28 protein-coding genes, 1 tRNA gene and 1 pseudogene are annotated in these 25,494 nt (G+C 53.7%); 7 read left to right on the top strand and 23 right to left on the bottom strand.

The genetic code is table 11. The annotated features are described in order from the left end of the window. Positions 1-12 precede the first annotated feature (12 nt). On the bottom strand, positions 13-1,233 hold the full coding sequence (locus tag ACFQ14_RS12695; RefSeq protein ID WP_377213126.1) for a mandelate racemase/muconate lactonizing enzyme family protein: 1,221 nt from the start codon (positions 1,231-1,233) through the stop codon (positions 13-15). A gap of 176 nt (positions 1,234-1,409) precedes the next feature. Here ACFQ14_RS12695 and ACFQ14_RS12690 point away from each other — a divergent pair, with 176 nt between their 5' ends. Continuing rightward, positions 1,410-1,916, top strand: a complete 507-nt coding sequence (locus tag ACFQ14_RS12690) for a GNAT family N-acetyltransferase (RefSeq protein WP_377213125.1) — start codon at positions 1,410-1,412, stop codon at positions 1,914-1,916. Positions 1,917-1,933: 17 nt separating this feature from the next. Here the strand turns inward: ACFQ14_RS12690 and ACFQ14_RS12685 are convergent, their stop codons facing one another. The 4 genes from ACFQ14_RS12685 to ACFQ14_RS12670 all read right to left on the bottom strand — a co-directional run bounded on the left by ACFQ14_RS12685 (position 1,934) and on the right by ACFQ14_RS12670 (position 4,503). Beyond that, the gene (locus tag ACFQ14_RS12685) at positions 1,934-2,224 is read right to left on the bottom strand and encodes a YggT family protein (protein ID WP_377213124.1); all 291 of its coding nucleotides are present in this window, start codon (positions 2,222-2,224) and stop codon (positions 1,934-1,936) included. A 120-nt stretch (positions 2,225-2,344) separates the two neighbouring features. Continuing rightward, a complete protein-coding gene (locus ACFQ14_RS12680) occupies positions 2,345-2,989 on the bottom strand; it encodes a TPM domain-containing protein (protein WP_377213123.1) in 645 nt (214 codons plus the stop codon). A 9-nt stretch (positions 2,990-2,998) separates the two neighbouring features. Next, entirely contained in the window at positions 2,999-3,865 is an 867-nt protein-coding gene (locus tag ACFQ14_RS12675; RefSeq protein ID WP_377213122.1) for a TPM domain-containing protein, read from the bottom strand. An 8-nt stretch (positions 3,866-3,873) separates the two neighbouring features. Then, positions 3,874-4,503: a LemA family protein gene (locus ACFQ14_RS12670; protein WP_377213121.1), complete on the bottom strand. Its 630-nt coding sequence runs from the start codon at positions 4,501-4,503 to the stop codon at positions 3,874-3,876. 112 nt (positions 4,504-4,615) lie between these two features. Here ACFQ14_RS12670 and pdxY point away from each other — a divergent pair, with 112 nt between their 5' ends. Further along, positions 4,616-5,485 carry a pyridoxal kinase PdxY gene (gene pdxY / locus ACFQ14_RS12665; RefSeq protein WP_377213120.1) on the top strand — a complete coding sequence of 290 codons (870 nt, stop codon included), beginning with the start codon at positions 4,616-4,618 and terminating at the stop codon, positions 5,483-5,485. Here the strand turns inward: pdxY and murA are convergent. Beyond that, positions 5,466-6,755, bottom strand: coding sequence for a UDP-N-acetylglucosamine 1-carboxyvinyltransferase (murA, locus tag ACFQ14_RS12660; protein WP_377213119.1), 1,290 nt, complete (start codon positions 6,753-6,755; stop codon positions 5,466-5,468). The genes pdxY and murA overlap by 20 nt on opposite strands. Positions 6,756-6,881: 126 nt before the next feature. Further along, positions 6,882-7,064, bottom strand: coding sequence for a hypothetical protein (locus ACFQ14_RS12655; protein WP_377213118.1), 183 nt, complete (start codon positions 7,062-7,064; stop codon positions 6,882-6,884). 131 nt (positions 7,065-7,195) lie between these two features. Here ACFQ14_RS12655 and ACFQ14_RS12650 point away from each other — a divergent pair. Beyond that, positions 7,196-7,270, top strand: a tRNA-Thr gene (locus ACFQ14_RS12650). A gap of 493 nt (positions 7,271-7,763) precedes the next feature. On the opposite strand, the pseudogene ACFQ14_RS12645 reads toward ACFQ14_RS12650, so the two are convergent. The 4 genes and pseudogenes from ACFQ14_RS12645 to ACFQ14_RS12630 all read right to left on the bottom strand — a co-directional run. Beyond that, positions 7,764-8,810 (bottom strand): annotated as a pseudogene (locus tag ACFQ14_RS12645) (recombinase family protein); the annotation flags it as partial. Further along, positions 8,807-9,178, bottom strand: coding sequence for a hypothetical protein (locus ACFQ14_RS12640; protein WP_377213117.1), 372 nt, complete (start codon positions 9,176-9,178; stop codon positions 8,807-8,809). The gene ACFQ14_RS12640 and the pseudogene ACFQ14_RS12645, both read right to left, overlap by 4 nt. Positions 9,179-9,192: 14 nt before the next feature. Further along, on the bottom strand, positions 9,193-9,849 hold the full coding sequence (locus ACFQ14_RS12635) for a hypothetical protein (protein WP_377213116.1): 657 nt from the start codon (positions 9,847-9,849) through the stop codon (positions 9,193-9,195). 199 nt (positions 9,850-10,048) lie between these two features. After that, a complete protein-coding gene (locus ACFQ14_RS12630) occupies positions 10,049-10,558 on the bottom strand; it encodes a hypothetical protein (protein ID WP_377213115.1) in 510 nt (169 codons plus the stop codon). A 62-nt stretch (positions 10,559-10,620) separates the two neighbouring features. On the opposite strand from ACFQ14_RS12630, the gene ACFQ14_RS12625 reads away from it, so the two are divergent. Next, positions 10,621-10,872, top strand: a complete 252-nt coding sequence (locus tag ACFQ14_RS12625) for a hypothetical protein (protein ID WP_377213114.1) — start codon at positions 10,621-10,623, stop codon at positions 10,870-10,872. Between the two features lie 2 nt (positions 10,873-10,874). Here the strand turns inward: ACFQ14_RS12625 and ACFQ14_RS12620 are convergent, their stop codons facing one another. The 10 genes from ACFQ14_RS12620 to ACFQ14_RS12575 all read right to left on the bottom strand — a co-directional run bounded on the left by ACFQ14_RS12620 (position 10,875) and on the right by ACFQ14_RS12575 (position 17,863). Then, positions 10,875-11,138, bottom strand: coding sequence for a hypothetical protein (locus ACFQ14_RS12620; RefSeq protein ID WP_377213113.1), 264 nt, complete (start codon positions 11,136-11,138; stop codon positions 10,875-10,877). Beyond that, complete coding sequence (locus tag ACFQ14_RS12615) at positions 11,135-12,541, bottom strand: type IV secretory system conjugative DNA transfer family protein (RefSeq protein ID WP_377213112.1); 1,407 nt, start codon at positions 12,539-12,541, stop codon at positions 11,135-11,137. Before ACFQ14_RS12615 ends, ACFQ14_RS12620 begins: the two co-directional genes overlap by 4 nt. Continuing rightward, the gene (locus tag ACFQ14_RS12610; RefSeq protein ID WP_377213111.1) at positions 12,534-12,854 is read right to left on the bottom strand and encodes a hypothetical protein; all 321 of its coding nucleotides are present in this window, start codon (positions 12,852-12,854) and stop codon (positions 12,534-12,536) included. The genes ACFQ14_RS12615 and ACFQ14_RS12610 overlap by 8 nt, the downstream gene beginning before the upstream one ends. Next, complete coding sequence (locus ACFQ14_RS12605; protein ID WP_377213110.1) at positions 12,851-13,225, bottom strand: hypothetical protein; 375 nt, start codon at positions 13,223-13,225, stop codon at positions 12,851-12,853. The genes ACFQ14_RS12610 and ACFQ14_RS12605 overlap by 4 nt, the downstream gene beginning before the upstream one ends. Further along, positions 13,225-13,770 (bottom strand): hypothetical protein, encoded by a 546-nt coding sequence (locus tag ACFQ14_RS12600; protein ID WP_377213109.1) that lies wholly within the window; start codon positions 13,768-13,770, stop codon positions 13,225-13,227. Before ACFQ14_RS12600 ends, ACFQ14_RS12605 begins: the two co-directional genes overlap by 1 nt. Next, positions 13,770-15,119 (bottom strand): hypothetical protein, encoded by a 1,350-nt coding sequence (locus tag ACFQ14_RS12595; RefSeq protein WP_377213108.1) that lies wholly within the window; start codon positions 15,117-15,119, stop codon positions 13,770-13,772. Before ACFQ14_RS12595 ends, ACFQ14_RS12600 begins: the two co-directional genes overlap by 1 nt. Continuing rightward, positions 15,020-15,844 (bottom strand): sprT domain-containing protein, encoded by an 825-nt coding sequence (locus ACFQ14_RS12590; protein WP_377213107.1) that lies wholly within the window; start codon positions 15,842-15,844, stop codon positions 15,020-15,022. The genes ACFQ14_RS12595 and ACFQ14_RS12590 overlap by 100 nt, the downstream gene beginning before the upstream one ends. After that, on the bottom strand, positions 15,841-16,107 hold the full coding sequence (locus ACFQ14_RS12585) for a hypothetical protein (RefSeq protein ID WP_377213106.1): 267 nt from the start codon (positions 16,105-16,107) through the stop codon (positions 15,841-15,843). The genes ACFQ14_RS12590 and ACFQ14_RS12585 overlap by 4 nt, the downstream gene beginning before the upstream one ends. A 146-nt stretch (positions 16,108-16,253) precedes the next feature. Further along, positions 16,254-16,751: a hypothetical protein gene (locus ACFQ14_RS12580; protein ID WP_377213105.1), complete on the bottom strand. Its 498-nt coding sequence runs from the start codon at positions 16,749-16,751 to the stop codon at positions 16,254-16,256. A gap of 59 nt (positions 16,752-16,810) precedes the next feature. After that, complete coding sequence (locus ACFQ14_RS12575) at positions 16,811-17,863, bottom strand: ROK family protein (RefSeq protein WP_377213104.1); 1,053 nt, start codon at positions 17,861-17,863, stop codon at positions 16,811-16,813. A gap of 563 nt (positions 17,864-18,426) precedes the next feature. Between ACFQ14_RS12575 and ACFQ14_RS12570 the strand changes: the two genes are divergently transcribed. The 3 genes from ACFQ14_RS12570 to ACFQ14_RS12560 all read left to right on the top strand — a co-directional run bounded on the left by ACFQ14_RS12570 (position 18,427) and on the right by ACFQ14_RS12560 (position 20,979). Next, on the top strand, positions 18,427-18,933 hold the full coding sequence (locus tag ACFQ14_RS12570; protein ID WP_377213103.1) for an antirestriction protein ArdA: 507 nt from the start codon (positions 18,427-18,429) through the stop codon (positions 18,931-18,933). A gap of 9 nt (positions 18,934-18,942) precedes the next feature. Further along, positions 18,943-19,158, top strand: a complete 216-nt coding sequence (locus ACFQ14_RS12565; protein ID WP_377213102.1) for a hypothetical protein — start codon at positions 18,943-18,945, stop codon at positions 19,156-19,158. 84 nt (positions 19,159-19,242) lie between these two features. Beyond that, on the top strand, positions 19,243-20,979 hold the full coding sequence (locus ACFQ14_RS12560; RefSeq protein ID WP_377213101.1) for a ParB/RepB/Spo0J family partition protein: 1,737 nt from the start codon (positions 19,243-19,245) through the stop codon (positions 20,977-20,979). A gap of 498 nt (positions 20,980-21,477) precedes the next feature. Here the strand turns inward: ACFQ14_RS12560 and ACFQ14_RS12555 are convergent, their stop codons facing one another. After that, on the bottom strand, positions 21,478-22,203 hold the full coding sequence (locus ACFQ14_RS12555; protein WP_377213100.1) for a M48 family metallopeptidase: 726 nt from the start codon (positions 22,201-22,203) through the stop codon (positions 21,478-21,480). Continuing rightward, on the bottom strand, positions 22,204-25,482 hold the full coding sequence (locus ACFQ14_RS12550) for a type I restriction endonuclease subunit R (protein WP_377213099.1): 3,279 nt from the start codon (positions 25,480-25,482) through the stop codon (positions 22,204-22,206). It lies immediately after the preceding gene. Between the last annotated feature and the right edge of the window lie 12 nt (positions 25,483-25,494).

Here is a 25,494-nt window from a genome sequence, read left to right as displayed (position 1 = left end):
CTCGGTGTTTGCTCAGCCCCCGGCAAAGCGGTTTTCTGATGAATAATTGTAAGGCGTGTCCTGCATCTCCAAGTGCAGGCGGTCGCCATCATATGGGTTTGCGCGGGCAACATCTTCGTTGAGGTTGTGGCCCAGCCCGGGTCGCGTTGATGGGATCACGTGACCGTCTTCCCACTGGATTGGGTGGTCGAGAAGTTCAGCGTGGAAACCGCCGAAAGTCTGTATGGCCTCCAGAATGAGGAAGTTTGGGATGCAGGCCGCGAGCTGAATGTTCGCCAGTGCTTCAATAGGCCCGCAATAAAGATGCGGCGCGATCTCCGCGTAATGCACCTCTGCTAATGCCGCGATTTTCTTGCCCTCCAGAATACCGCCTGCCCGTCCTAAAGCAGGCTGCAAGATCGAAGCTGCGCCGCAGGCCAGAACGCGGGCGAATTCGTATTTGGTGGTCAATCGCTCGCCCGTAGCAATCGGCACTTTGGAGGCGCGGGCCACTTTGGCCATTTCTTCCGGCAATTCCGGCGGCGTCGGCTCCTCAAACCAAAGCGGCTCATAGGGTGCCAGACGCTGCGCCATGCGGATTGCGCCTGAAGGCGTAAACTGGCCGTGGGTGCCGAACAGCAGGTCAGCCTTCGTGCCCACGGCTTCGCGGATCGCCTTACAGAAGCGCTCGGAGCGGTCGAGGTCGATCATTGCAGGTTGGTGCGGATCGTTGATCGTATAGGGGCCAGCGGGATCAAACTTAAGCGCTGTAAAGCCCTGCTTCTGGTACACTGCTGCGCGTTCGGCGGACAGATCTGGATCGTTGTAAAACGTCGCCGGGTCTTGGCTCTCGTCGGGATAGAGATAGGTGTAGGTGCGGATGCGCGGGTTCACCAGGCCGCCGAGCAATTGGTGTACGGGTTTCTCCAGCGCTTTGCCGACGATATCCCAACACGCCATTTCAATAGCGGAAAACGCGCCCATGACGGTTGGATCGGGGCGTTGAGAAAAGCCGGATGAATGAAACCGGCGAAACAGCATTTCAATGTCAAACGGGCTTTGGCCGGCCGCATGGCGGTGGAACAGGTCTTCAGCAGCAGCTACCTGCGCCTTCGGCCCGATGCTTGCTGCATACATTTCGCCGTAGCCGACAATCCCGTTATCGGTGGTGACTTTGACGAACAAGAAATAGCGACCACCAAAGGATGGCGGTGGATTGCCGACGATAAAGGTTTCAATGTCGCGCAGTTTCATAATGGCTGCCTCGGTGTTCGTTTCCCGCAGATTGAACCACCGAATTGGCTTTCGCGATCAGGAAAACGTCACGCGGCGACAGGTTTTCAACAGGCGAGCGGTTTAGGTGTGCGAATTAACCTTTGAAATCGTTCCAGCCCTTGTTGGTGAATCATTCGTTAAGTAGCCTTCTCCTCATGAAGATTCTATCGATAGACGCCCGCCGTGCGGCCCCGCATCACGCTTCTGGCATAGCCAATGTCCATGCCCATTCGTGGCGAATGGCATACAGCGGCATAATCCCACACAAGGCTTTGGACCGTATGATCGCTCGGCGCGATGAAAGCTGGTGGGCGCGGGCCATCCGTCATTCCACACGTATTGTGGTGATTGAAGACCAGGATACGGTCGTTGGTTATGCAACGCTGGGCCCGAACAGAGTTTCGGCATTGCCGCAAGACGGCGAGATTTATGAGCTATATCTTCTGCCGGAATACCAAGGCGTTGGCCTTGGAAAAAAGCTGTTTCTCGCTGCGCGGCAAGAACTCATAAATTCCGGCATGAAGGGCGCGGTCGTTTGGGTGTTGGAAGAAAATTTCCCTGCAATGGAATTCTACCGCAATGCTGGTGGTCAAGATCTGGCGGAAGGCTCAGAGACGTTTGACGACAAGCCGCTCAAGAAAATTGCGTTCTGCTGGAATTGATCGCGTTTTTAACGCATTTACATCAGGTATCTTGGCAGATCTTTCGAGATAAAGTCTCTCAGGAAGAAAATCGCTAGCAGCAGCAAGATAGGCGAAATATCGATCCCGCCCAAATTCGGCATGAAGCGCCTAATGGGCGCCAGAAGAGGTTCCGTCAGCCCATTCACAACCCGATCGACAGCGGCAACAAACTGGTTGCGTGGGTTGATGACGTTGAACGCGAACAGCCACGACATGACGACCATGGCAAAAATCACATAAATATAGAGCGTCAAAACCGTATTGATCAGATTGAGAACCGCAAACATTCGTAGTCTCCGTCGGCGTTCGTTGAGCTTAGCCCGATGCGTTGCGGTGGATGTATGGGTTTCGACGTACGATCACAAGAGCAAACCGAGCGTCCAACCTGCCGCCCTTGGCTGAATCGTCTAGAGCTCGATCAATTTGTCGTCCAACTCGTTTTTCTCGCCTTCAACCGGCGGAAAGTGCTGCGCCAGCAACGCGCCAGCTTGGTCTATGGCTTCAAGAAATCCCTGCGCCACCTGATCTTTCGCGGAGTGTGTAATGAGAGAAGCCACCATCGCGTTCCACTCGCTTTGATCAACCTTCGCGTTGATGCCTGCATCCGCCACCACTTCAGCGTAGCGCTCTGCAAGCGACACAAACAACAGCACGCCAGAGCGGTCATTGGTTTCGTGGATGCCGTGGGCCAAGAACTGTCTCACAGCATTGGAAGAGGCTCTCCGATAGCCGACCGAACGGGGAATGAAGGCAAGACGCTGCTCGGGGAAGAAGTGGAAGAAGCCGAGAAAAATAAGAAGGCTCAACACAACAACAGCCATAAGTGCCAGCGATGATAATGGTTCGCCCAATGCCCAGGCGGCAAGCGCCAATGCTGCCCCGATGGCAATGGACCAGAAGCCGGAAAGCATTGCAGCAACATAGAAATAATCATCGCTCGCACGTGCCACTACGGCAAAAATTTCTCCGCTGGTGCGCGTTTCTGCGTCACGGATGGCCTGCGCTATCTGCGCGTGCTCTTCTTCGCTCAATCTGCTGGGTTCTTCACTCATCGCTTTTTCCTACCAGCCACCAGATGCACCGCCGCCGCCGGAGGATCCTCCGCCGCCGCTGAAGCCACCGCCCCCGCTGCGTCCCGAAGACCAGCCGCCTCCACCGCCAGACCCCCCAATCCATGTTCCGCCAGAAGAAGTGGTGCCGCTACGGCGCCGGCGTTTGGCCGTGTTGAACTCCATACCCAGCCATTCGTAACGATTTGGCCCAAGTTTCTTGCCGAACCGTTTGGCAAGCGCAGTGCCTAATGGTGGCACTGCGAAGAACAAAAACCACAAGCCGAAGATCACGGCTGTCGGCCAATATTGTTGATTGTTCTTGCGCGTAACACGAGGTTTTGAGCGCGTTTGCCATTCTTCCAGCGCTGCCGCATCGCTGGTTAAAACATCTAAAATTTGAGTTGTGCCTTGCTCAATTCCAACGGAGAACTTGCCCTGTCGGAACGGTGGAACAATCGCGGTTCGAATTATGTAGGCTGAGAGAGCATCGGTAAGCACCCCCTCAAGGCCGTAACCCACCTCAATACGCATTTTACGATCATTTTGAGCAACGAGAAACAGAACGCCGTCGTTTCGTTCTTTGTCGCCCAGTCCCCATGCGCGGAACAGCTTATTTGCGTAGCCATCAATATCATCGCCGTTCAACGAGCGGATTGTGGCCACTACAACTTGCTGGCCAGAACGCGTTTCATGGGCAGACAGCTTGGCCGTGAGTGCACTTTCCTGTGCCGGGGTGAGCAGGTTTGCGGTGTCCACAACGCGCCCCGTCAAGGCAGGGAAGGCTCCTTGTGCGTTAGCTTGCACAGCGATCCACAAACCGCAGAGCAAAGCCAACAGGACCGTGGCCGCTTTCAAACGGAGCAAAACGATGGTCATCGGGCGAGTCAGTTGAATTTCACTTCAGGATTTTTCGCGTCTTCTTCAGAAATCGTGAAGGAAGCCATCTCTTGATTCTCGGGATACATAAGGCTGCGCCACCAACGGCCCGGGATGGTTTTCAACTCAGTGTTATAGATACGCACAGCCTCGATATAATCCCGACGAGCAACGGAAATGCGGTTTTCGGTGCCTTCCAACTGCGATTGCAATGTAAGGAAATTCTGGCTGGACTTCAGTTCCGGATAGCGTTCCACTGTCACCAAAAGCCGTGACAACGCGCCAGACAAAGCAGCCTGATTTTGTTCAAAAGCTCGCATAGCGTCGGGGTTGGTGAGCATGTCTGGCGTGATCTGCACAGAGCTTGCTTTGGAACGCGCTTCGACAACTGCGGTGAGCACTTCGCGCTCTTGGGCGGCGAATCCTTTGACAGTTTCCACCAAATTGGGGATCAAATCCGCGCGGCGCTTATATTGATTTTGCACCTGAGACCAAGCGGCGCGCGCCTTTTCCTCAAACGTTGGGATGTTGTTGACCCCGCATGAGGCCAGCACCAAACCCGCCAGAACGATTACCGCCATTCGCAAGGATCGTTTCACTGGCTGGTCGTAAGAAGGTTGCGTCACGGAGTGGGCCATTTGAAAATTCCACAATATCAATTTGTGAGGCACACAATAAACATCCATGCCCCTTTGGTGAAGCTCTCACTTTGCGCTACCACAGGCTAAGGGATCAGTGGGAATTCTCACCATGAGCACACGACCAGCCGTCATCGTCATCTCCAGCCATGTTGTGCGCGGCACAGTGGGCAACCGTGCAGCGGCGCTGGCGCTGGAAGTGATGGGCTTCCCAGTTTGGACCGTGCCGACAATCACGCTTCCTTGGCATCCCGGACACGGGCCCGCCACGCGCATCGTGCCACCGACAGAGAGCTTTGCTGCAATGCTGGCTGATCTGGAGAATGCGCCTTGGCTTGGTGAAGTTGGTGCGGTGTTAAGCGGTTATCTTGGAAATGCTGAACAGGTCGCGCCTGTAGCGTCGTTGGTTGAAGCTGTTAAGCGAGCCAACCCACTGGCACGCTACACGCTTGATCCCGTGCTGGGTGACGGTGATGCGCTTTACATACCGCAAGCGCAGGCTGAGGCGATGCGCGACACCCTGTTGCCGCTGGCCGATATCGCAACGCCCAACGGATTTGAACTTGGGTGGTTGACGGGACACTTGCGAGCAACACAACAACACGAAACTTTGGCCTCCGCTCAAGCCTTAGGGCCGAAGCTCGTGTTGGCGACCTCCAGTCCCGCTCTTCGTGAAGGCGCGACGGCGAACCTGATGCTGGATGGCACGAGGGCGCTGGTTGCAGAACACACTTTGCTCGACGGCCCCCCAAACGGATTGGGGGATCTGACAGCCGCACTTTTGCTGGGTCATATATTGCGCGGCGATTCCACAGCAGAAGCGCTTTCGCTGACGACGTCTGCAGTGGCCGAAGTGATGGCAATGTCAGCCAATGCTGGCAGCGATGAATTGCTGTTGGAACAGTCGCTCCAAAGCATCTTGAAACCACGCACCCCGATAGCGACGCGGCAGTTGATGGTGACTAAGCGGAGACCCGCTTGATATCCGCACCAACGGCAGAGAGCTTTTCTTCCAGCAGTTCAAAACCGCGGTCGAGATGGTAGACGCGGTTCACTTCCGTCTCCCCGTCCGCGACGAGACCCGCAATAACCAATGACATAGACGCCCTCAAATCGGTGGCCATTACGGGCGCACCAGACAAGCGTTCAACGCCGGTAACAGTCGCCATTTGGCCATCGATTGCAATGTCTGCACCAAGGCGAGCGAGTTCTTGAACGTGCATGAAGCGGTTTTCAAATATGGTCTCTTTGACGTGGCTCACGCCCTTAGCGCGGGTTAACAGCGCCATATATTGCGCCTGCAAATCGGTGGGGAAGCCTGGGAAAGGTTCGGTTGTGAAATCGACCGGGTGAATGTCGCCGCCATTGCGGCTCACGCGAATGCCTTCGTTGAGGATTTCGACGTTGGTGCCAGTCTGTTTCAATACATCAAGCGCGTTTTGCAAAAGCTCCGGGCGAGCGTTTTGCAACATCACATCGCCGCCGGTCATGGCAACGCAGGCAGCGAACGTGCCGGTCTCGATACGGTCTGGCAAAACGGGGTGCGTCGCGCCATGCAGCGAAGTTACGCCCTGAATTTTCAGTGTCGATGTTCCGATACCCGTGATTTTTGCGCCCATCGCGTTCAGGCAGGTAGCGAGGTCACCGACTTCTGGCTCCCGCGCGGCGTTCTCGATGATTGTGTCGCCTTGTGCCAATGATGCTGCCATCAACATCACATGCGTCGCGCCGACAGAGACTTTGGGGAACGTGTAGTGCGCTCCTTTTAAGCCGTTTGGTGCTTTCGCACTCACATATCCGGCATCAATGTCGATCTCCGCCCCCAACGCCTTGAGGCTTTCGATGAATAAATCGATTGGTCGCGTGCCGATGGCGCAACCGCCAGGCAGAGAGACTTTTGCTTCGCCGCAACGAGCCAAAAGTGGCCCGATGACCCAAAAGCTAGCGCGCATTTTGCGCACCAGATCATAAGGCGCGGTGGTGTCGACGATTGTTTCCGCCCGAAAGGAAATGCGACGGCCAGTGGTGACCGCATCGCCGGGGCGTTTGCCACCCACGCGGTAATCAACACCATGGTTTGATAGAATATCCTTCAATGCCTCCACGTCCGCCAAACGCGGTACGTTTTCAAGCACCAGTGGTTCGCTCGATAGCAGCGACGCAATCATCAAAGGAAGAGCTGCGTTTTTAGCGCCTGAAATCGGTATTGCGCCGTTCAGCGTGCCGTTGCCGCGAATGATGATGCTGTCCATGAGATTTCCTGATCCAACCCGCCGCAAGCGAGGCATTGAGAAAGCGGACAGCGCCGAAAGCGTGCCCAAGGTGGCGATGTCCTAGCGGAAGCGCAAAAATGCGGCAAGGCTGCGGTCAAAAGAGGATTAATCCTGTGGAGGATCGTTTGGTTCACCAGCCGCATCATTGGGTGCGCTATCCGCAGTCGGTGCGGCTTTCAGCGCCCGCTTTTTTTGTTTGCGGCGCTGCAAATTCTCGCGCAGCTGCGCTCGCAGCCTATCTTCTCGTGCTTTGGCGACGTCAGACTTTCCTGATTTCGAACCACTCATGGACGCTCCTCACCAAGGCCCGGCACTAGAGGCTTTCCCAACTTGATTTACGACAGTTACGATGGGTTCTTGCAAGCCTTGTGACCTTGTGGCAATAGCGCGTGAGCAAACGCAAGTTCGCTTGCGCAAAAGCTGTTGTAGCTCAGGGGTAGAGCACCTCATTGGTAATGAGGAGGTCGGGAGTTCAAATCTCCCCAACAGCACCATTTCTTTTTCAGCCATGTGCATGTCTCCTAACATTCTGAACGGTAACGATTTTTTTGGGTTCAAATAACCCTTTTCACGGCAGTACGGAATTCGCTCCGTAAATGCCAATCTGAGTACTATTTTGCGCAGGTGCAGGTTGCCGGATTCCCATAGTTTCCAAGGGCTTGAGAGAAATTCCAATGCGAGTTCAAACATTTCATCAAAGGTGTGTTTCGGCTTGCCGTTTATTGCCAGTTTTTCAGTCGCAATCATTTTGTCTTTTTCGAGTTGTGCAATCTTTGTTTCGTAAGCAGCCGCGATTTTCGGGTTGTCGGTGTCGAGTACTCGCTCGATCAACCGGCCTACCTGCAATGCAATTGCAGCGATCTGCTTTTTAAGTCCATCGAGCGCATGGTTGGATTGTGCCAACCTTTGATCCCAAGCATCCTTGAACATCGTGCGTGCAATCTGAAACACATTTGCGTTCGGCTGCATGGTTTGCAGAAGCTCTTCGAACTCGCCCTCAATCTTGTCGCGACGGATCGACTTACCGTAGCTCTGGCAAGATTTGTGGTAGCATCGGTAATAAGGATGGTGCGCGCCTGTCTTGCTCTTGGAGTAGCAAGAGGTCAGCGGGCGGTGACAGTCACCACATTCGACAAACCCACGAAGCACGAAATCCTCACGGATGTCTTTTCTCGCCGGAGCCAGTACGCCCTCGTTCAAGCGGGCTTGAATTCTTTCGTACATCGCAAACGAGATCAGGCCTTCGTGCTGACCCTCTCGCAAAGACACTCCCCATTTTGGAGCATGGACGTAGCCTGCATAAACGGGACGCGTGAGAACGCGCGTTGCCTTCCATGGACGAATGGTTCCGTCTGGAAAGTCCTTCGGGAATTCTGGTTTGCTCTCTAGGAATCTTTGTACTTCGACCTGGGTTTGAAACCGTCCGCAGGCGTAGCCTTCGAGTGCTTCTTGCACGATTGAAGCAACCGGCTCGTCACGAACCAGCACTTTGCCACCCCTCTTTGACTTCTCATATCGGTAACCAAAGGGCGCGTGGAAGACGTGGAAGCCCTGTTCGACGCGAGCCTTCATCTTCTGGATGACTTGCCGACCGTTTTGTTCACGCTCCAATTCGCCATGAGCCGCAAACACCGTTTCGATGAATTTGCCTTCGGGAGTGTCCTCGAATTTGAAATTCAAGCACTCGACCGTCGCATTGCGATTGTGCAATTCGCGCCGCAGCTTGATATGAAATTCCGTGTCGCGCGCGAAACGCTTGAGGTCATCGAAGATGACAACGTATCGCTTATCCACCTGCGCGTTAAGGTATGCCAGAAGTGCAACCATCCCCGGCCGCTTCATAAAATCGCCACCGCCACTCACGTCATCGGGGAACACGGCTTCGACGTTCAGACCCTTTGACGCGGCATATTCACGGCAGCGGTGCTCTTGGGAGTCCAATCCACTTCCCTGATCCTTCTGCCGCTTCGATGAGACGCGGCAATAGATGATTGCCGCCCTTTCGATGTTAATTTTCTGATCTTCGCCGCTCATGACTCCTTCCTCTCCGCGTGAGCGTCAGTTGGACGATCCGCAGCTTCGGTAAATTCATATTTTGGTATGCCTTTGAAAGACGATACCACGTCATCCGCCATCAGGCTCGACAAATCGAGATGTTGCTCACAATCGCCGTCGCCGCATTGTTGCAGAGGGTGGACGCCAAAGCCGAGATCAACGAAGCCGACAATGACCGACCACAACGTTTCCAGAAACTCGCGTTTTTGATCTTCGGATAAATCGGACTCATCGAGCATCGACTCATATTTCTTGTAGTCGATGAGAAGCGTCGGCGTGGTGCCGCGCTTCTCATCAACCGTTTCAGTCTCGTCACTCAATTGCTTTTGGTCCGCTATCACCGTCATCGAATTTCCCCCAATCAAGCCGGCTGGCGGGAACGCGTCCGAGTTTTCGACCGGGACGAAGTGCGTTTGCGACCGCGCGCCGGTTTCTCCTGACTTTGTTGACGCTCGGCTTTCTCAGCTTCGATCTGCGGACGATAGTATTTTTCCTCCAGATCCTTGCCCCAATCATAAAGCTCGCCTTCGGCATTCTGGCGGAACACATCGGTCATGATGCGCTTGGCCCCGGCATTGGTAATGTCAAACTCGCTCGCCAATACACCGGCCTGATAGTCGTAAGCGCGGTGGAAAGGCATCTTATTGCCGTCCTTAATCATGTCGCGGATATCGCGGGTGACATCCTTGGCGCGATCATCAACGGCTTCAGGCAAATTCTCTTCCTTGGCCATCAGTTCTTCGCGCATCTGGTTCATGGTGTGACCGGTGCGGGCCTTGAACAAATCACGCAGCGTGGTTTCCGCCTTCATCACATCGAACTTCTGCGTGCGTGCAAAAGCATGCGCGAAATCGGTCAGCTTCTCCTTGAACGTGCCGGAGTGCTTGATTTCGGTTTCGATAATGCCGGTAATGGCAATGGCCTCTTCGAATTGCGGATCGGTCAGCAACCGTCCTGAGAAGCTTTCGCGGGCTTGGCCAACGCGTTCGGCTTCATCGGGGTGATAGTACATGTTCATGTGTTTTCTCCTTTTCTGTTTGACGTGAACGAATAGTGAACATAATAGGCAAATATTCCTAGATATTCAACAAGAAACGGCGCAATATTGTTGCTAATTTCGTTTCTCATCTGCTGCCATGATGCCTGCCTTAGTCGGCAGCATTGGCGCATCGACGTGAACTTGGCAGGGTCATTGGCTGTCGATTTCATGGCGCGTCTCATCGGTCGCGCTTTCGGCTTGGCCGGTTACGCCATTGTTGGGGTTTGCGCCGGTCGATGAGCTTTCGCCGGTCGGTGGCATTGCGGAAGTCGCGTTTGACGTCTTTCTTCAAGTCCTGCCGGTGGGTGCAATCATCGAGAAATGCGTCCTTGGTTTCCCGCTCGCGATGTTCCAGCTGACGTATGTCGCCCAGATGCTCCCGCCGAACCTCGCGTCGGGCCTGCCGGTCGATGGCAGACTTGTCGAAACGGTCGCGTCCGACATGCGGGTAGGTGAATGCACGGTCTTTGCCCGCAGCCTGATCGATCAGCCGCTTTCTAGCTGCTTCAATACGGGTATCGTATTCGGCCTCATACCGTTCGATGAGATACGTTCTTGCCTTGGTGAACTCATCATGGATGTCCCGATACTGCCGCCATTCGTTTCCGCTCAGATTGAGCCGCGCTTCGCGGTTAAGAGCGGCAACAGCGAAGGTCTGGCGCAGTTGTTCGGTGTAAGTATCGCTCATGCTGACACCTCCCGGTTTCGAAAATCCTGGAAGCACATCAGCCGATCTGGTATCCTGAATTCATGAAACAATTCAGATACGTAGAAGACACCGAAGACTGGCTCGCCCCGATGGATTACGAAGGCTTCTGGTATGCAGTCGAACCTTATGAGCTTGCCCTGCCGGACAAGGCGCATTGTGACCAGCAGATCAGGGACGGCGAAGCGGAACGGGGTGTGATCCTGAGCGTCATCAAGGATATGGCGCAGCGCGACCTGTCCGACCGTTTGGGGCTTGGCCGCCGCGAAACCACACCGTGGCTGCAAGCGGTGTAGGTTCATCGGTCGCCTCCCTCACTCTTGAAGAAGGCAAACCATCCGCATTCACCCGCAACAGCATCGCGCGTGAACACGCCATAGGGGCCGACGAATGTGCAGCTCGTGTAATAGCGATTGACAAACGGATCGGCACCCTGACCGTGATCGAGATACCGATAGGCCCAAATAACATGCGGCAGGCCGAGTATCGAATAAGCGAGCCATAAGCCGGCCAGCAAAATGATCCATGCAAAATAGGACGGACGGATAAGGCGTGGTCTCATGACGCCCTCCGAATACCCGGGGTCGGCAGTGTGATAAGCGGGTCCGGCTCCAACCGCCCGCCTTCGTAGGGATTGGCGTCCAGGTCATGACAATAAGGTGCGGCCTGGTTCTGAAAGAATTTCTCGCAATGCACCCAGCCAATGCCGCGCAGATAGATAATCTGCTCATTCGGAGGGAGATTCATAAGAGCATCGGCGGAGAAGATACGCTCCTTGCCGAGGCCGATATTGCCGGAGAAATCCACCTTGTCGGAACTGACGCCGACCGACGGATTGATGGATGTTTCCTCGCCAATGGCACGGGACACACGCTCGGCGTCATCATAGTTGGTGAAAGACAACCATTGTTTGGTCGGGCAGTTGTCTTCCAGGATCGTGCATTCGCGCGCGCCATATTTTCGTTCCACATCGGCTCGAGACTGCGCGATGTAGAGCGATGCTCCCCGATAGCCTCTTAAAATGGTAACGGCATCGACCGCCGACTTGAGGGGCGCGTTGCACAGCTCATCCAAAAGGTAGAGTGCGCGGCCAGACTTGCCGGACATCTGCGCATGCATGAAAGACTGGATGTGCAACGCAAAATGCGCGCCTAGCCGAGCGGTGTGACGCTGCGGTTGGACAAGACAGAACACCCAGCCTTCATCGATAATCTGCTGATGGGTAAGTTCTGTATCGAAGCCCGCTTCATGAAGGGCAGAGCCCGGCTCATAGATTCGCAGGGCTGTTAAGGCGGCGCGCAAATGCTGAAAATAGTGTTCGGGATCGCTGTCGCGCATATCCATGGATTGCCGCGCTCGTGATTGCAGAGCGGCATCGCCTTCCTCTGCAGCGATATCGACGGCACTTTTCCAGACATGCGGATCGCCCATCATTGCGCAGAGCCCGCCCGGCGTTGCCAGATCGGGCCGGTTATCGAGGAGAATGCGGATTCCCAGATCCATTTCCTCGCGGGGCGTATCCCTGAAGTATTTGTTCTTGTCGGGTTCACTCGGCTCCTCGATCAATGCGTGGCAGGCCGTGTCATTGGCAAAGAGCTGGTCGCGGGGATATTCCTTGCGCGTCGAAACAACAGCGCCAAAGGGATTGAGCGAATAGCGGTATGGATAATCCGCGCCCAGCACATGGAAATCATCCAGCACTCCGAACTTGCGTCCGTATTTGCGGCACATGGAGCCGATCTGGGCGGCGACCTCACCATCCTTCACGTCATTGATGATGAGAGCCAGAGCTGTATCGGCGAGCAGGGATTGAACCGCCGGGACGAGAACAGAAGTCGTCTTGGCCGATCCGGTTGCCCCATAGATCATAGAGGACGTGTTGGGATGCGGGTCGCGGATGATCTTTCCGCTTGGAAAGCGGCCGAGAATGCGCCCGACTGTCTTACCGTTTTGCATCTTAGTCATGAAGCGCCTCGATGCGGTCGAGATCGGCTTCCGATGCAAGTCGGGAAGATTGGGGCTGTTTGGCGCCGTCGGTGATGTCGGCGATGACGCGCTCGCGTCCGTAGAGCTTTACAGCTGATTTGATGGCATCGACCAACAAACCCAGAGCCGAGAGTGCAAAGCAGACGGAAATGAAGCCGAAACCCCACCATTCGGCGGAAGGTGGCCAGATGTAATAAGCGGCGATGGCAAGAAGCGCGGCGTAGAGCAGTTTCGCGTTGATGCCGATGACAGAGCTGGTGCCGTTGCCTATGGAAGACTGGAACAGTCTCATTCCGTTACCTCCGCACCGCCACGAGCCATTGCCATGACGATCTGTCTCCTGATCAAGTCCAGGTGCCCGTAACTGCCCCAGATGACGCAGGCGATGTCGGACCCGCGAAGGTCGCGTGATAGGAGTTTCAATTGACCAAGATACAGGCCGACACCGAGAGAGGATGCGGCAAGCCCGAACAGCGCGACCAGCTCGTGCAGATAAAGCAGATCGGCAAAGGACAGGCCGAATGCCGACAAACCGGCCGCCACAATGACAGACGCTCCCAGGAACGGCCGGCTGCGCGATGCGGCTGTGATGTCGCGAATACGGTAGGAATTGCGATGTGTCTCGATGTAGTCGCCGCTGACGTGGATACTTCCAATAACCATCAGCCCGTTCTCCCGGAATCGGCCGCGCAAAGCGGCGCGCGCAGAGACGTCGATAGTTCGCTGCCGAGGTTCTTGACCGGAGCGGGCGTGATTAGCCGCGCACTGCCGGCATGGATCGCCAGAGGCAAACGATGCTTTTCCAGAGTGAGAGAAACGGCGCAAGTACAGCGCGATGAGGTCTGTGCAACCGCACGTTCGCGTGCGCGGCGATTGCGCGCTTCAAGCGCCTGTTGCTGCTGGCGCAAAGCCTTCAGCCCTGTCAGCGTTTCAATCGTATCGCCGTGGCGGGCACAGAACTCGGCGCCGTTCGGAACGAAAATCGACAGCGTGCCGCAATCCATTTTCGGCATCATCGATGAATTGGACTCACTCTCTTCGATGATGCTGGCTGCCAGATGAAGCTGGCACTGGTTTTGCCAATCCAGCTTTTGCGCCATGCGATCACCGACCACTTGACCCGTCACGACGTACGAAGCAGCGACGTAGAGGCCGAAGGCGATTACGACACCGCCGCGTAAGGCAGGTGAAGCAAGTTCGATTGCCATCATGCATCCTCCCGCTGGCGATGACGGTTGGACCGACGGGTTTTGACCGCGCGCGCTTGGGCGGCCAGATACTCTTCAGACTGGTCGAAATTCGAAGCTTTGCCGTTGGGCTTAGCACTGTCGCCATCTTCAACACGGCGATCAGGGACGGCTACATGGTGACCCCACAGCAGAGACACCAAGGTGTATATCCACAAGCAGACTGGGAAAATCACTTCGACAACCGCCGTCAGCATCGCGATCGGAATGAAATGGCCGATGTAGGCAAGCGTGTCAGACACGCCGGCCTCACGAGGGAAGACAGGGCGCGGCGTGACACGTGGCTCCAATGTCTCCAGGACAGTCTTTAGGCTTTGGCCGTGTTTACCGAGCAGCGCATTAAGGCGGGTCGTCGCACCCGAATTGTTGGCAATCACGAAACCGGCAGACAGCTCTTCCGCATATGAACGCAGAAACGAAACCGGAATCGCTTCGTCGAGCTCGCTGACGGTTTGGACGATCTGCGCATCGATCCGTTGAAGTTTGACGCGCTTCTCCTTGAGGCTCGAGTCCTCCCTGTCGAGAACTTCTTGGTATTCCCCAACCAATGCGTTTAGGGATTTTAGCTTTGCCTGACGCGTCAGCTCACCGGTTTCCACTTGCTCGGCTACGTTGCCCGCACGCCCTGCCATCTCTTCGAGCACCCGTGCGACGGTGCCATAGCCACCGTTACCTCGACCGGAAACACAGGATATTTTGATCTCGCACGCTGCTTTTGCCGGCAATTCGCGATTGATAGCGCGCACAACTGGCAGCGTTCGTCCCGCTTTGGCAGCTTCCGTATTCCGTTCCCCAATATAAAGCACGTAGGATTGTGCGTGTTCTGCGAGCCGTAATTTTTCAACTTTTGGCAGCGTCAATCCCGCCAGTGTGCTGGTGAACAGACCTGCGCCGACGAACAGAACGGAGAAAAGGCTCGCAGCACCGGCGGTCACGTAACCGCGCGAAGCAAGATCGGTACCCTTGTCGATCGCAATACGATTGACACAGAAAGCCGAAATGCTTGCACCGCCAGCTAACAATCCAACCTTCACAATGCCGCTGATGCCTTCAGCATCAATCAGGTTTGGTGTGGCAACACCCAGTAGCGCACCGGAAACGAGAGACAGAACCGGCACAGCCCATCGATCGAGTTCCGGATACTTCTTTTTTGGCAGCTGACGAGGTGCCGTTTTGGGGTCGTTGTTTTTTTTCATCGGAATGACTTTCTTCATGTGTTGATCGAAGCAGATGTTGCTGGCGGGGATGTTGCCGCGCTCATGGAAAATTCGCAGAGCGTGCAGGTCAAAAGAGCGGACGGTTTCGCCCATGCGTTGAGCCCGCAGCCCAAGCAGGTGAATTTGATCCGATCTTTTTTCTTCGGGATAGGATCGCTGCCACTGGGATTTCCGGCTGGCGCGTCCATCTCATGTTTGAAAATGCTGTCGCGCCAGTTGATGGAAAATCCTGCGTCGAGAAGTCTCTGACACTCGATGTCGAAGAGCCCACCTGGCTTGATGTAGTGGGTCATCTGGTACCCGGTTTTCTTGCCGCCGGGCGCTCCGGTATTGGAGGGTATCAGCCCAACTTGTTCCATGATTTCGACCCAGGGCTGGTCGTGGTAGCCACTGCCTCCACGACCGCCGCTCCGATTGGGCGGACCAAAAAAATGGCGCGCGACATGCGCCTGTTCGTGAACAAGAGTGGAAAGTGAGTCCCTATCTTCGCGAACCGCGAGGTAGCTCGGGTTTAAAGCCAGCTCCGGCCAGAGCTCACCGCCGACGCGCTGAAAGCGGTCAGGCCAGAAATGACCTAGGACGTTCTTTTTCCGCGTATAGGTGATGAGGCACTGCGGAAGCTTTCCGACGAACAGTTGTGCGTTGAAATAGTCGTACGCGTATTGCAGCTCTGCCCCTGCTTCTAACGTCGGGGGCAAAGACGTTTCATTGTCTGACGAGTTCGATCGTACGATTGAATTCACGACCAACGTATTGTGGGAGTTGGTGACAAGTGGCCGCTTGCGATGTGCCAAATGCCCCGATTGGTACGCGCTCATTTTGCGCGCTCCCCGGACACATTATTATTACGCACGTACGCGAGCGCGATTTCGTAAGCCCGATCCTGCGTGGCGCAGGGATGTTCGCAGCAATTCAGGCATACACCGTGGTAGCAGCCGAAAACTGGCTGACTTTCAGTTGCGGGTTTGCCAGGTTTTTTGTTGGTGGCGGAAACCTGCTCGTCAGAAACTAAATTTGCTTGCAGGTCGTCGGTGGAGGCATCCTTGATATCGAGCGTCGCCTTTTGGGTAAGTGCGGACATGGCTGTCCACCTCTCTGACTTGGCCAGTTTCACCGTTGGGGAAATTGGCGGGAAAAACAGAGAGCAGACGCATCCGGATGGAATGCTCGAATGCTATTTATAATTTCTGGATGACTTTGTCAACTGCCGACAGTTGATAAATTTACCTACGATGGTTTTGGCGACGACAAGCTGCGTTCAAGCGCTTTGGCCTCGCGTGTCAATCGACGGGATTCTTCTAGACGCTCTCTATCCTTTGGATCCAGCGCGTGAAGACGGGCGACCTTCAAATTTGGAAGGTACAACCCATTGGGCATTTTTCCTTCCATGATTTCCGGGTGGGAAAGCTTGTAGCGACGAATGTCCTGTTGCAGTCGCTCCCAAGCTGCTTTGTCAGCGGCCTTTAGATCGGCTTGCGTTAAAACGACGCCTTGCTGTTTAGCGGCGTTGATCCAGCGTTCGTATCGATCTTTCAAGAAATGAAAAAAATCTTCTCGCTTTTTAAATCCCCGTTCTACTCGATTTTTCCAACTGTAGTATTCTGCATATTCCAAGAATTCAGGGACGTCGCCAACGCGATTATATTTTCTAAAATCAACTTTTAATTCCAAATCTCTTAAATATTCACCAACATGCTGCTGGTTATTTTCTCCTTCTTTTGCCATATTATGGTATAGATAAAATATATACAATATATTTTATCATGTTCCTATCTGATGTTGCTTTAAACGCTCATTGCCGCGAAGCCAAGCGCGCCCAAGATACCACTACCGCAACCATCGATGCGCGGCGAATAAATGGCGATGTAGCTTTCGACATCGTCAAGCTGCTCATAATGCGGTGGCGCGTCAACTCCATGCAGGTTTATAAACTGTCGCCTGACTTTTTCAAGTAGCCCAGGGACATTCATGATGCGCCCGCCTAAAACAATCTTTGCCGGGGAAAACAGATAGGTGACGGCAATGCAGAATTGCGCGACATAAAATGCCTGCCTGTCAAATGCAGGATGATCAGGCTGCCTTTCAAGATCGTAGAAGTCGCGAGACCAACGTCGTTGAAAGCTCGCAACCGACGCCAATCCCTCGAGGCAGTCGCCGTGAAATTGACACGTTCCGTTTTCGGAGAGTTCGCGTCTAAAAACCTTTGGATCGTTGCTTTCCCATCTGGCAACACGGATATGGCCCATCTCCGTGTGATGCTGACCTGCCCATAACCTCTCACCGAAGACTACGCTTCCTCCAATCCCTACGCTTATTTTTAAGAATGCGACGACTCTATCTCTGCCACTATCCACCCAATGCCCATCTTGGACATATCTCTGATAGAGTTCTCCTAGCGCCGCCACACTCACGTCCGTTTGAACAACAATTTTCGGCGGTGCCTTGTGCAGCTCCCAATACCCGTTCGTTATGAGGTCACAAAGATTGTATCCCTCCAAAAGAGTGTGAACGCTTTTCTGTATTGTGCCGTAACCCTTTTTGATCTGCTCCTCGATAGGGATGGTGTGATCGAGAGATGCAAATGGGCCAAACGAACCCACTCCGATGCACGCCAATTCAGCTCCAGTCCGATCAATCCAAGAAACTATTTCACGGAATAGTACCTCAACTCCCTGCTTCTTTTTCCCACCTATGAATTCACGCACCGGAAACTGACGAAACCTGATTTCTTTGAAATGAAAAGGGGCGGCGTCTCCACCCGCCAATGCGGTCGACTCCGTGACGGCGACATCCACATAGTTGTCGGTTACATAGATCCCCGCTACTGACAGTCCCAAATTTTCCCCAAAGCGTTCGGCAAAAGAATTTAGATTCTACGATAGAATCATCTCAATCATATTCAACGCAAATTATTGCGTTATCATATCGAAGATTTGGATTCTGCTGTCCGGGCGTGCTTTATTTCGCTTCGCTCCACCGAGCCGAACAAGTTCGTCTCGTCCCATTCGGGTGACAATCCCTGACAGAAGATCGACGGAGCCGGCCGAGGCCGGCACTTAGAATTCTCGCGCGTCGGGCACGCGCTTGGAACCTACCTGTCCAGCTTACACCGACACAAAACACCTGATCCAATAGCCTCAGTCCTCCGGCCCGCTCCATTCGCGAAGCCAAGGCTACGCTCCCGTGTTGTCGGACCAGGCCGCTTGTGTGCAAGCGGTGAGGCTTTGGGGCGTTTTGCTTTCGGTACAAGCGTCCAATTCACAGTCGCCATCCGACTTCGTTCGAATGGCGGCTTTCCTTTTTACGCGGATTGGGACGCTCGCCGCTGGGCAGAGGTTCAGGCGCGGGGTTTCGTATTTGAGGCTTCGCTTGAAATGAACCTTGAGAAAGCGAGTAAACGATGACCAGACTCTATGCCCAACCCTATGACATTTCGGCAGTCGGTTTCTATTTCGACAGCGCGGAGGATTACAAAACCAAAGCCGACAAATGCCGCAACAATTACGGTGACCCCGTCGAGGAGTTTGAAATCCAGTTCATCGACGGCGAACGCATTGATTGCGCGTTCGCCGACGCTTTCCAACTCAATCAAGTCAATTTGGTGCGGTTCTTCGACCTTGTGGACGAATGGGAAGACCACGAGAAAATCCGCTTTATCATCGCCAACGGTGAATGCGGTTACAGGTTCAATCCCGACACTGACGACATCGAGACACTCGAAGTCGATATCTATGAGGTCGACACCCTCAAGCAACTGGCCGAGCAGTTCGTTGATGAAGGCCTGTTCGGCGAAGTGCCGAAAGCGTTCGAAAGTTATATCGATTTTGATGCCATCGCCAACGACCTGAGCGTTGACTACGCGATGACGGACATAGCGGGCGACCGCCTTGCCTATCGGTGCGGATAGGAGGCGGCAATGAGCAATTCAAAATCACCGTCAACAATCGAGCAAACCGAAGTTGGCCTGCAATTCGTCATCGACGGCTATCGGCTTGTTTCGCTGAAAGAACGTCTGGAGGCGATTGGCAATCAGCCAAAACGATTTCGCCGCGCCGACCGCCCGTGTCTGCAAAAGCCGTGTGACATCGGCCTGTTCGACGAAGTGAGCCGCAATCAGATGGACTTGTTTTGACGCGGCGATTTCATCCGAAAACCCCGACAGACGCGGCGGGATTTTCGAATGCAATCCTGCATTACCGAACCGAAGGAGGAAATCATGAGACTAGACCATATTGAACTCAAAGACCTGAAAACCACCAACCTGAATGTCCGCAAGCGCGGCGCGAAAAACGTCGATGACATTCTGCCAAGCATTCGCTCGCTTGGCGTTTTGCAACCGCTTTTGGTGCGCCCCAATTGCGAGGCTTTTGAAATTGTCGCAGGGCAAAGACGCTACTACGCCGCAACCAAACTTGCTGAGGAAGCAATTGAGACAGGCGGCACGGTTGACCCGCTACCGTGTATCATCATGGAAGACGGCGATGACGCCAAAGCGATTGAAGCCAGCTTGGCTGAGAACATTGCGCGTCTGCCGATGGACGAGATTGACCAATACAAGGCGTTTTCTGCGCTCGTGAAACAAGGGCGAAGCGTCGAAGACGTTGCCGCTCATTTCGGTGTGACTGAGCGACTGGTCAAACAACGCTTGGCAATCGCCAATCTTTATCAACCTATCCTGACTGCTTACCGCAAGGACGACATCGGCGCAGACACTATCCGTGCGCTGACGTTGGCGACCAAACGTCAACAAAAAGCGTGGTGGCAACTATTCATCAGTGAAGATGACTACGCGCCGCGCGGTCGCGCCCTAAAGGCGTGGCTCTTTGGCGGTGCGGATATTCCTGTCGCCAACGCTCTGTTTGATGTTGATGGATATGGCGGCAACATCATTTCCGACCTGTTCGGGAAAGAACGCTATTTCGATGACGCAATTCAATTTTGGGCGTTGCAGAACACTGCCGTGGCCGAAGCCCGCGACCGCTATCTCGACGATGGTTGGAGTGAGGTCGTTTTGTTCGAAGTCGGCGAACATTGGTCATCATGGGAGTACAGCAAGATTACGAAGTCCAAGGGCGGCAAGGTCTATGTGACTATCGCGCATGATGGTGAAGTGACGTTTCACGAAGGCTATCTGACATCAAAGGAAGCCGCTAAACGTGAGAAAGCGAGGGTCGATGGCGGCGAAGCCGAAGTCGAGCCAACGCCGTCACGTCCCGAACTGACCAAGGCCATGCAAAACTATCTCGACCTGCACCGTCACGCAGTCGTGCGCGAGAAACTACTCTCTCAAACAGACATCGCCCTACGGGTTGGACTGGCACAGATGATTGCGGGTTCTAGCCTGTGGGACATTCGCGCCGAGAAGCAAAAAGCGAATACGGAAGCAATTCAGGAATCTGTGGCGAGCAACAAAGCTGAGACTCGATTTGCCGAGGAGCGTTGGGAAATTGTCGAACTGCTTGGCTTGAAACTGGATGACGCCCTCACGCTCGTACCAACGCAAAGGTCATGGGCGGACGGTCTGTGTCCTTACGCTATCTTCGCCAAATTGCGCGAGTTTGATAACGAAACGGTCATGCGGATTTACACCTTCGTTGTCGCAGAGACGTTGCCGAGCGGTGACGCTTTGGTCGAAGGATTGGGCGGGTTATTGAGCGTCGATATGGCTGAAAACTGGTCACCCGAGGAAGCGTTTTTTGACCTATTGCGCGACAAGGAAGCTATCAATGCTTGTGTGAAAGAAGCCGCGGGAAAAGCCACCGCCGACGCACACGTTTCCTCAACGGCGAAGGTGCAGAAGAAAATCATCCGTGATTGTCTCGATGGTACACGCTCTAACGGCAACAACGATTGGCACCCACGCTATATGACAGTTCCGATGAAAGGTTACACCAAGCGCGGCGGCATTGAAGCCATTGAACGGTTCAGTGTTGTGAAGAAGCACTTCGCTTGAGCAAACCCAAAAAAGCAATCCGCCCGCAACAACGTTGCGGGCGGATTTCGTCATCAAACTCCCAAAAACCCATTAGTCGTTTGGAGCAGAAACAGCTCTGTCTTTCTCGCAAATGGATATCGCAAGTTCGTTCGACAAAGGGTCATTTGGGCGGTTCAGCGAACCGTCGCGAAAATGAGTTTTTGCTCAAAACAGCGATTTATCGCGCTCCGCAAGATGTGTGTTGTCAGACAACACCATCTTGGCAAGGGAGACGCTGCGCTCTCCCGTTGCATCCCTCTGGCCAATGGCGTGACCTGGGCATTGAGCCCGTTCTCGCCATGCAACCGTATCGGCGGTTGACCCCTCGCAGGTGAGATTTCACTCTCCCTGCACCCATCGATCCCTTCAGGAGGATCAGGGGCTATCGCGCCCCTTGAAACCCACTCGCAGACGTTTGGCCGCTGCACCACCATTCAAGGGCGCGTTCCTGCTCCCCTGAAAACCCCATGATATAGCTCATTCAGCCAGAAGAAGCTCGGCCATTCCGTCCAATTTCGATTTTACGTGCTGCCAATTTGGGCAGTGTGTCTGCAACAGTGAGTAAAAACGCTTGCTGTGATTATGTTCCATAAGGTGGCAGAGCTCGTGCACAATAACGTAGTCAACGCATTCACGAGGAGCTTTAATCAGCATCGGATTCAGGTAAACGCTTCCCGAAGGAGAGCAACTCCCCCACTGCTTTTTCATCTTGACCAGTTTGACTGGTGGCGGGGTATCGACCCACCGAATCCCAGATGAAATCTCGTTTAGCCTATCCTCGAAGTAGGATGTTGCGCGGCTCTTGTACCACGCGTTCAAGCGACGCTTTATTGCGGCTGGATCAGCATGAGGAAGCTCAACGTGAATGCGGCCTCCCTTCATCCGAACACAAGATGCACCGCGAACTCCGTCAATCACCTTCAACTGATAGCGACGGCCTAGATAAAAATGAGTTTCACCGCTGACATATTGTCTGGGGAGTGAATGCTCTCTCAGCCTCTCAAACTGACGCAAATTGGTATCGATCCATCGCGCGCGTTTCAGAATTGCCTTGGCTATATCAGCATCTGATTTGCCTGCGGGACTCTCAACTTCAACCGAGCCGTTCGGATGCACGTGGATACGGACACGGTCGGTAAGTTGATCGTTGATCGAGACAGAATACTCGACCTGCCTCTCGCCATAGGAAACCGCGGCGCGCATTTAGAAAGCCCCTTTGGACAAACCCAATCGAACGATGCCCACAATTTGCTCGACAACGTCTTTGGCTGAATCCAAGCCCAATCTTTTGAACAGGAGCGGAAGCAATTTCTTGCGAACAGAGGCCTCGATATTCTGAGTGTTGAGAGAGTTTTCGGCTACCGCAACATTCACAATTTCGTCGATGGCGAGGCTCAGCTCCACAAGCTCATCGGTCGCGTTTTCGAGATTTTCTCCGCTTTGATTTTTCATTTTCATCACACCGAAATATGCGGCGGCGTGTGAATTTCCTGAAAGCGATTCAGGGATACCTTCGACATCGCGGTTTGAAACTTTCTCGTCGAGTTCTTTGAAAAGAGCATACTGCTTGAAGGGATGTTCAAAGAGTGCGTTCGCTTCTTCGATCGCCTTGCGCAACAGCTCCGAGAAGTATGACTGGGCATACGGATCGTCAGCCAATTCCTGCTCGATCGTCCTTTTCAAACGCGAGCGAATAATGTCCGTTTCGTTGCGTGTCTTCTCCTCACTCCAATTCTCTGGCTCTTCCTTTTTACCAAGCTCATTGACGATATAAACGCCGTCTGCTTCCTGTATGTTCTCTCCCACCACGTAGCGATCGACCAGCCGCCTAATCTGATCTTCATACGCGCTAAAATCGACCGTTTCCTGGGCATCTTGTTTGGCGGTTCGACGCAGCTCGCTGAAGAACTTCAGATCGCGTTTGTAGGTTTGGATATCGGCTTCAGAGAAAGACTTATCCTCATAGAATGAGCGAGAGCCGAGGGCGATTTTCAAGCACATCCCGAATTCGGTCAGCGCCTCGTAAAAGTCCTCTCGAACTTTTTGATTGAGGTCGACAACCTGGTCATCTTTACCCGTGCTGAGATTCGGTATGAGTATCTGGCGGTATTGTTCCCGATCAGAACGGTTCTTCACGTATTTGAAAACCGCCCAAAGTGCATCATGCAGTGCGGGTAGCCGCTTGTATTCCGTCGAGACATTGGCATAGAGCCCTTCGATATCATCGACATCAAAACCACCTTGAGTACGCTCTGCAAGGTCTTGGTACTCCGTAATGGCTGTATCCAGCTCCTTCAAAATGCCTCTGTAGTCGATTAGCAGGCCATATTTCTTCTGGTCATGCAGGCGGTTTACGCGCGCAATCGCCTGAATGAGGTTGTGCTGCTTTAGGGGTTTATCGATGTAGAGAACCGCATTTTTCGGTTCGTCAAATCCTGTCAGCAGCTTGTCTACGACGATCAGAATATCGGGAGCACCAGGCTCTCCAAAATCTTCGATGACCTGCCTTTCATACTCTGCGGGATCACCTTTTACGTTGTCCTTCCACCATTGTTGGACTTCTGGCAGCTCTGATTCATCGACGTCTTCATGCCCTTCGCGTGTATCGGGGGATGAGATGATAATTGCGCTGCTCACCAACCCCGTCGCGTCCAATGCCTTCTTGTAACGAACCGCTGAAAGTTTGCTGTCTGTTGCAAGCTGCCCCTTCAAATCTTTGCCGAGTTTTTTGAAGTTCTCGTCAAAGTGAACGGCAATATCCCAAGCGATCAACTCAATTCGGTTTCCTGACCCGTAGAGTTGCCCCTTCTTGCCGTATTTCTCTTTCAGATCACTCTTTTGCTTGTCAGTCAGGGACGCTGTAATTTTCTCAAACCAATTATCAATCGCGCTTGCATTGATGTCCAAAACGGGGCGGCGTTCTTCGTAGAGCAGAGGCGTGACAGTTCCATCCTGAACAGCACGCTGCATGGTGTAGGCATGAACGATCGGACCAAACTTATTGGTCGTCTTCTCATTCTTCAGTAAAGGCGTGCCTGTGAACGCAACGTAGGCAGCGTTTGGAAGTGCCTTCTTCATGCGCTCGTGATTTTCGCCGTCCTGGCTTCGGTGTCCCTCATCAACGAGAACGATAAGATTTTCGCTGGGATTGTAGCACTCAGGCAATTTTGAAGCCGTGCCAAACTTATTGATGATCGAGAATATGATGCGCTCATTCCCCTTGCCAATGCGCTTGGCAAGATCCCGACCAGTAGACGCCTTTGCTCTGTTTTCATCCTTCTTGGTTGCGTTTGACACACCCATAGCGCCACCAGTCAGAAACGTGCGCGCAAGTTGTTTCTCCAGATCAATGCGGTCAGTGACAACGACGACACGGCATTGGGCAAGTTCTTGTCGAAGAAGCATCGCCTTGCACAAGAACACCATCGTGAAGCTCTTGCCCGAGCCCGTAGTATGCCAAATCACACCACCCTCACGACCGCCATCAGGACGAATGACGGAAATCCGATCGATCAACGCTTTGATACCGAAGGCTTGCTGATAGCGGGCGGCTACCTTGCCAACTTTGCGGTCAAAAATGATGAAGTAGCGGACAAATTCCAAAAGCCGCTCTGGCGAAACCAGGCTGATAAGCAGCCGATCCTGATCTGTAACGAACTGCACTCCTGACCAGAGTGCCTCAAAGTGGTCTTGGATGCTTTTTGGCTTGCCCGCAAACAGCAAGCGCTTTGCGTCGTCACTGAGCGCAGTGTTTTTGATCTTTGAGAAATGGCTTTCATCAATTTCTTCTTCAGACCATTTCGCCCAGAATTTCTTCGGAGTCTTTGTTGTTCCGTAGCGCCCTTCCGTCCCGCTGATCGAAAGCAAGAGCTGGGAATAGGCGAATAGATTGGGAATCTCATCCGCCTTTTGATTCCTGATCGATTGGCTGATGCCTTCATCGACCATCGACTTATTTGGGTTGCCTGAATCGGGTCGTTTGGCCTCGATCACCGCAAGCGGCAGCCCATTTACGAAGCATATGATATCTGGGCGTCGGGTATGCACCCCGTCAGTAGCGAGAACTTCGAACTCTTCAGTAACAATCAGGCTGTTGTTCTGCGGGTTTGCCCAGTCGATGATTGGAATAGTTGCAGAGTGCTTTTTGCCCTCTACAAACTCTGTCACCGTCATACCTAGTGTCAGGGCATTGTAGATTTTTTCATTTGCCGTCAGCAGACCTTCCTGCATCTGCGGTGCTGAAAGATCGCGGACAATCTGATCGATCGCATTGGTGGAAAGCGGGTACTCTCGCCCCTTGTATTCGAAGCGCCGTTTTTTCAGCTCATCGATCAGAATGCTCGTTAGCAGTACGGCTTTGTTCCCACCCCGCAGCTCGGCGCAATCTGATGTGGGCAGGAATGTCCAACCCAAAGAAATTAGGGTCTGAAGGGCGGGAATATGCGCTGAATATTGCTCTGCTGTGTTGGGAGTTTCGCTCATTAGTTTTACTCC

This window comes from Pseudahrensia aquimaris (genome assembly GCF_042676045.1).
In the GTDB taxonomy this organism is placed as follows: domain Bacteria; phylum Pseudomonadota; class Alphaproteobacteria; order Rhizobiales; family Rhizobiaceae; genus Pseudahrensia; species Pseudahrensia aquimaris.
The sequence above is the reverse complement of the archived record's forward strand: the minus strand, read 5'-3'. Positions and strand labels throughout refer to the sequence as shown.

Bases quoted from the DNA above. Each gene is read 5' to 3' on its own strand.
- ACFQ14_RS12695 (WP_377213126.1), bottom strand. From the start codon at position 1,233: ATGAAACTGCGCGACATTGAAACCTTTATCGTCGGCAATCCACCGCCA.
- ACFQ14_RS12690 (WP_377213125.1), top strand. From the start codon at position 1,410: ATGAAGATTCTATCGATAGACGCCCGCCGTGCGGCCCCGCATCACGCT.
- ACFQ14_RS12685 (WP_377213124.1), bottom strand. From the start codon at position 2,224: ATGTTTGCGGTTCTCAATCTGATCAATACGGTTTTGACGCTCTATATT.
- ACFQ14_RS12680 (WP_377213123.1), bottom strand. From the start codon at position 2,989: ATGAGTGAAGAACCCAGCAGATTGAGCGAAGAAGAGCACGCGCAGATA.
- ACFQ14_RS12675 (WP_377213122.1), bottom strand. From the start codon at position 3,865: ATGACCATCGTTTTGCTCCGTTTGAAAGCGGCCACGGTCCTGTTGGCT.
- ACFQ14_RS12670 (WP_377213121.1), bottom strand. From the start codon at position 4,503: ATGGCCCACTCCGTGACGCAACCTTCTTACGACCAGCCAGTGAAACGA.
- pdxY (WP_377213120.1), top strand. From the start codon at position 4,616: ATGAGCACACGACCAGCCGTCATCGTCATCTCCAGCCATGTTGTGCGC.
- murA (WP_377213119.1), bottom strand. From the start codon at position 6,755: ATGGACAGCATCATCATTCGCGGCAACGGCACGCTGAACGGCGCAATA.
- ACFQ14_RS12655 (WP_377213118.1), bottom strand. From the start codon at position 7,064: ATGAGTGGTTCGAAATCAGGAAAGTCTGACGTCGCCAAAGCACGAGAA.
- ACFQ14_RS12640 (WP_377213117.1), bottom strand. From the start codon at position 9,178: ATGACGGTGATAGCGGACCAAAAGCAATTGAGTGACGAGACTGAAACG.
- ACFQ14_RS12635 (WP_377213116.1), bottom strand. From the start codon at position 9,849: ATGAACATGTACTATCACCCCGATGAAGCCGAACGCGTTGGCCAAGCC.
- ACFQ14_RS12630 (WP_377213115.1), bottom strand. From the start codon at position 10,558: ATGAGCGATACTTACACCGAACAACTGCGCCAGACCTTCGCTGTTGCC.
- ACFQ14_RS12625 (WP_377213114.1), top strand. From the start codon at position 10,621: ATGAAACAATTCAGATACGTAGAAGACACCGAAGACTGGCTCGCCCCG.
- ACFQ14_RS12620 (WP_377213113.1), bottom strand. From the start codon at position 11,138: ATGAGACCACGCCTTATCCGTCCGTCCTATTTTGCATGGATCATTTTG.
- ACFQ14_RS12615 (WP_377213112.1), bottom strand. From the start codon at position 12,541: ATGACTAAGATGCAAAACGGTAAGACAGTCGGGCGCATTCTCGGCCGC.
- ACFQ14_RS12610 (WP_377213111.1), bottom strand. From the start codon at position 12,854: ATGAGACTGTTCCAGTCTTCCATAGGCAACGGCACCAGCTCTGTCATC.
- ACFQ14_RS12605 (WP_377213110.1), bottom strand. From the start codon at position 13,225: ATGGTTATTGGAAGTATCCACGTCAGCGGCGACTACATCGAGACACAT.
- ACFQ14_RS12600 (WP_377213109.1), bottom strand. From the start codon at position 13,770: ATGGCAATCGAACTTGCTTCACCTGCCTTACGCGGCGGTGTCGTAATC.
- ACFQ14_RS12595 (WP_377213108.1), bottom strand. From the start codon at position 15,119: ATGGGCGAAACCGTCCGCTCTTTTGACCTGCACGCTCTGCGAATTTTC.
- ACFQ14_RS12590 (WP_377213107.1), bottom strand. From the start codon at position 15,844: ATGAGCGCGTACCAATCGGGGCATTTGGCACATCGCAAGCGGCCACTT.
- ACFQ14_RS12585 (WP_377213106.1), bottom strand. From the start codon at position 16,107: ATGTCCGCACTTACCCAAAAGGCGACGCTCGATATCAAGGATGCCTCC.
- ACFQ14_RS12580 (WP_377213105.1), bottom strand. From the start codon at position 16,751: ATGGCAAAAGAAGGAGAAAATAACCAGCAGCATGTTGGTGAATATTTA.
- ACFQ14_RS12570 (WP_377213103.1), top strand. From the start codon at position 18,427: ATGACCAGACTCTATGCCCAACCCTATGACATTTCGGCAGTCGGTTTC.
- ACFQ14_RS12565 (WP_377213102.1), top strand. From the start codon at position 18,943: ATGAGCAATTCAAAATCACCGTCAACAATCGAGCAAACCGAAGTTGGC.
- ACFQ14_RS12560 (WP_377213101.1), top strand. From the start codon at position 19,243: ATGAGACTAGACCATATTGAACTCAAAGACCTGAAAACCACCAACCTG.
- ACFQ14_RS12555 (WP_377213100.1), bottom strand. From the start codon at position 22,203: ATGCGCGCCGCGGTTTCCTATGGCGAGAGGCAGGTCGAGTATTCTGTC.
- ACFQ14_RS12550 (WP_377213099.1), bottom strand. From the start codon at position 25,482: ATGAGCGAAACTCCCAACACAGCAGAGCAATATTCAGCGCATATTCCC.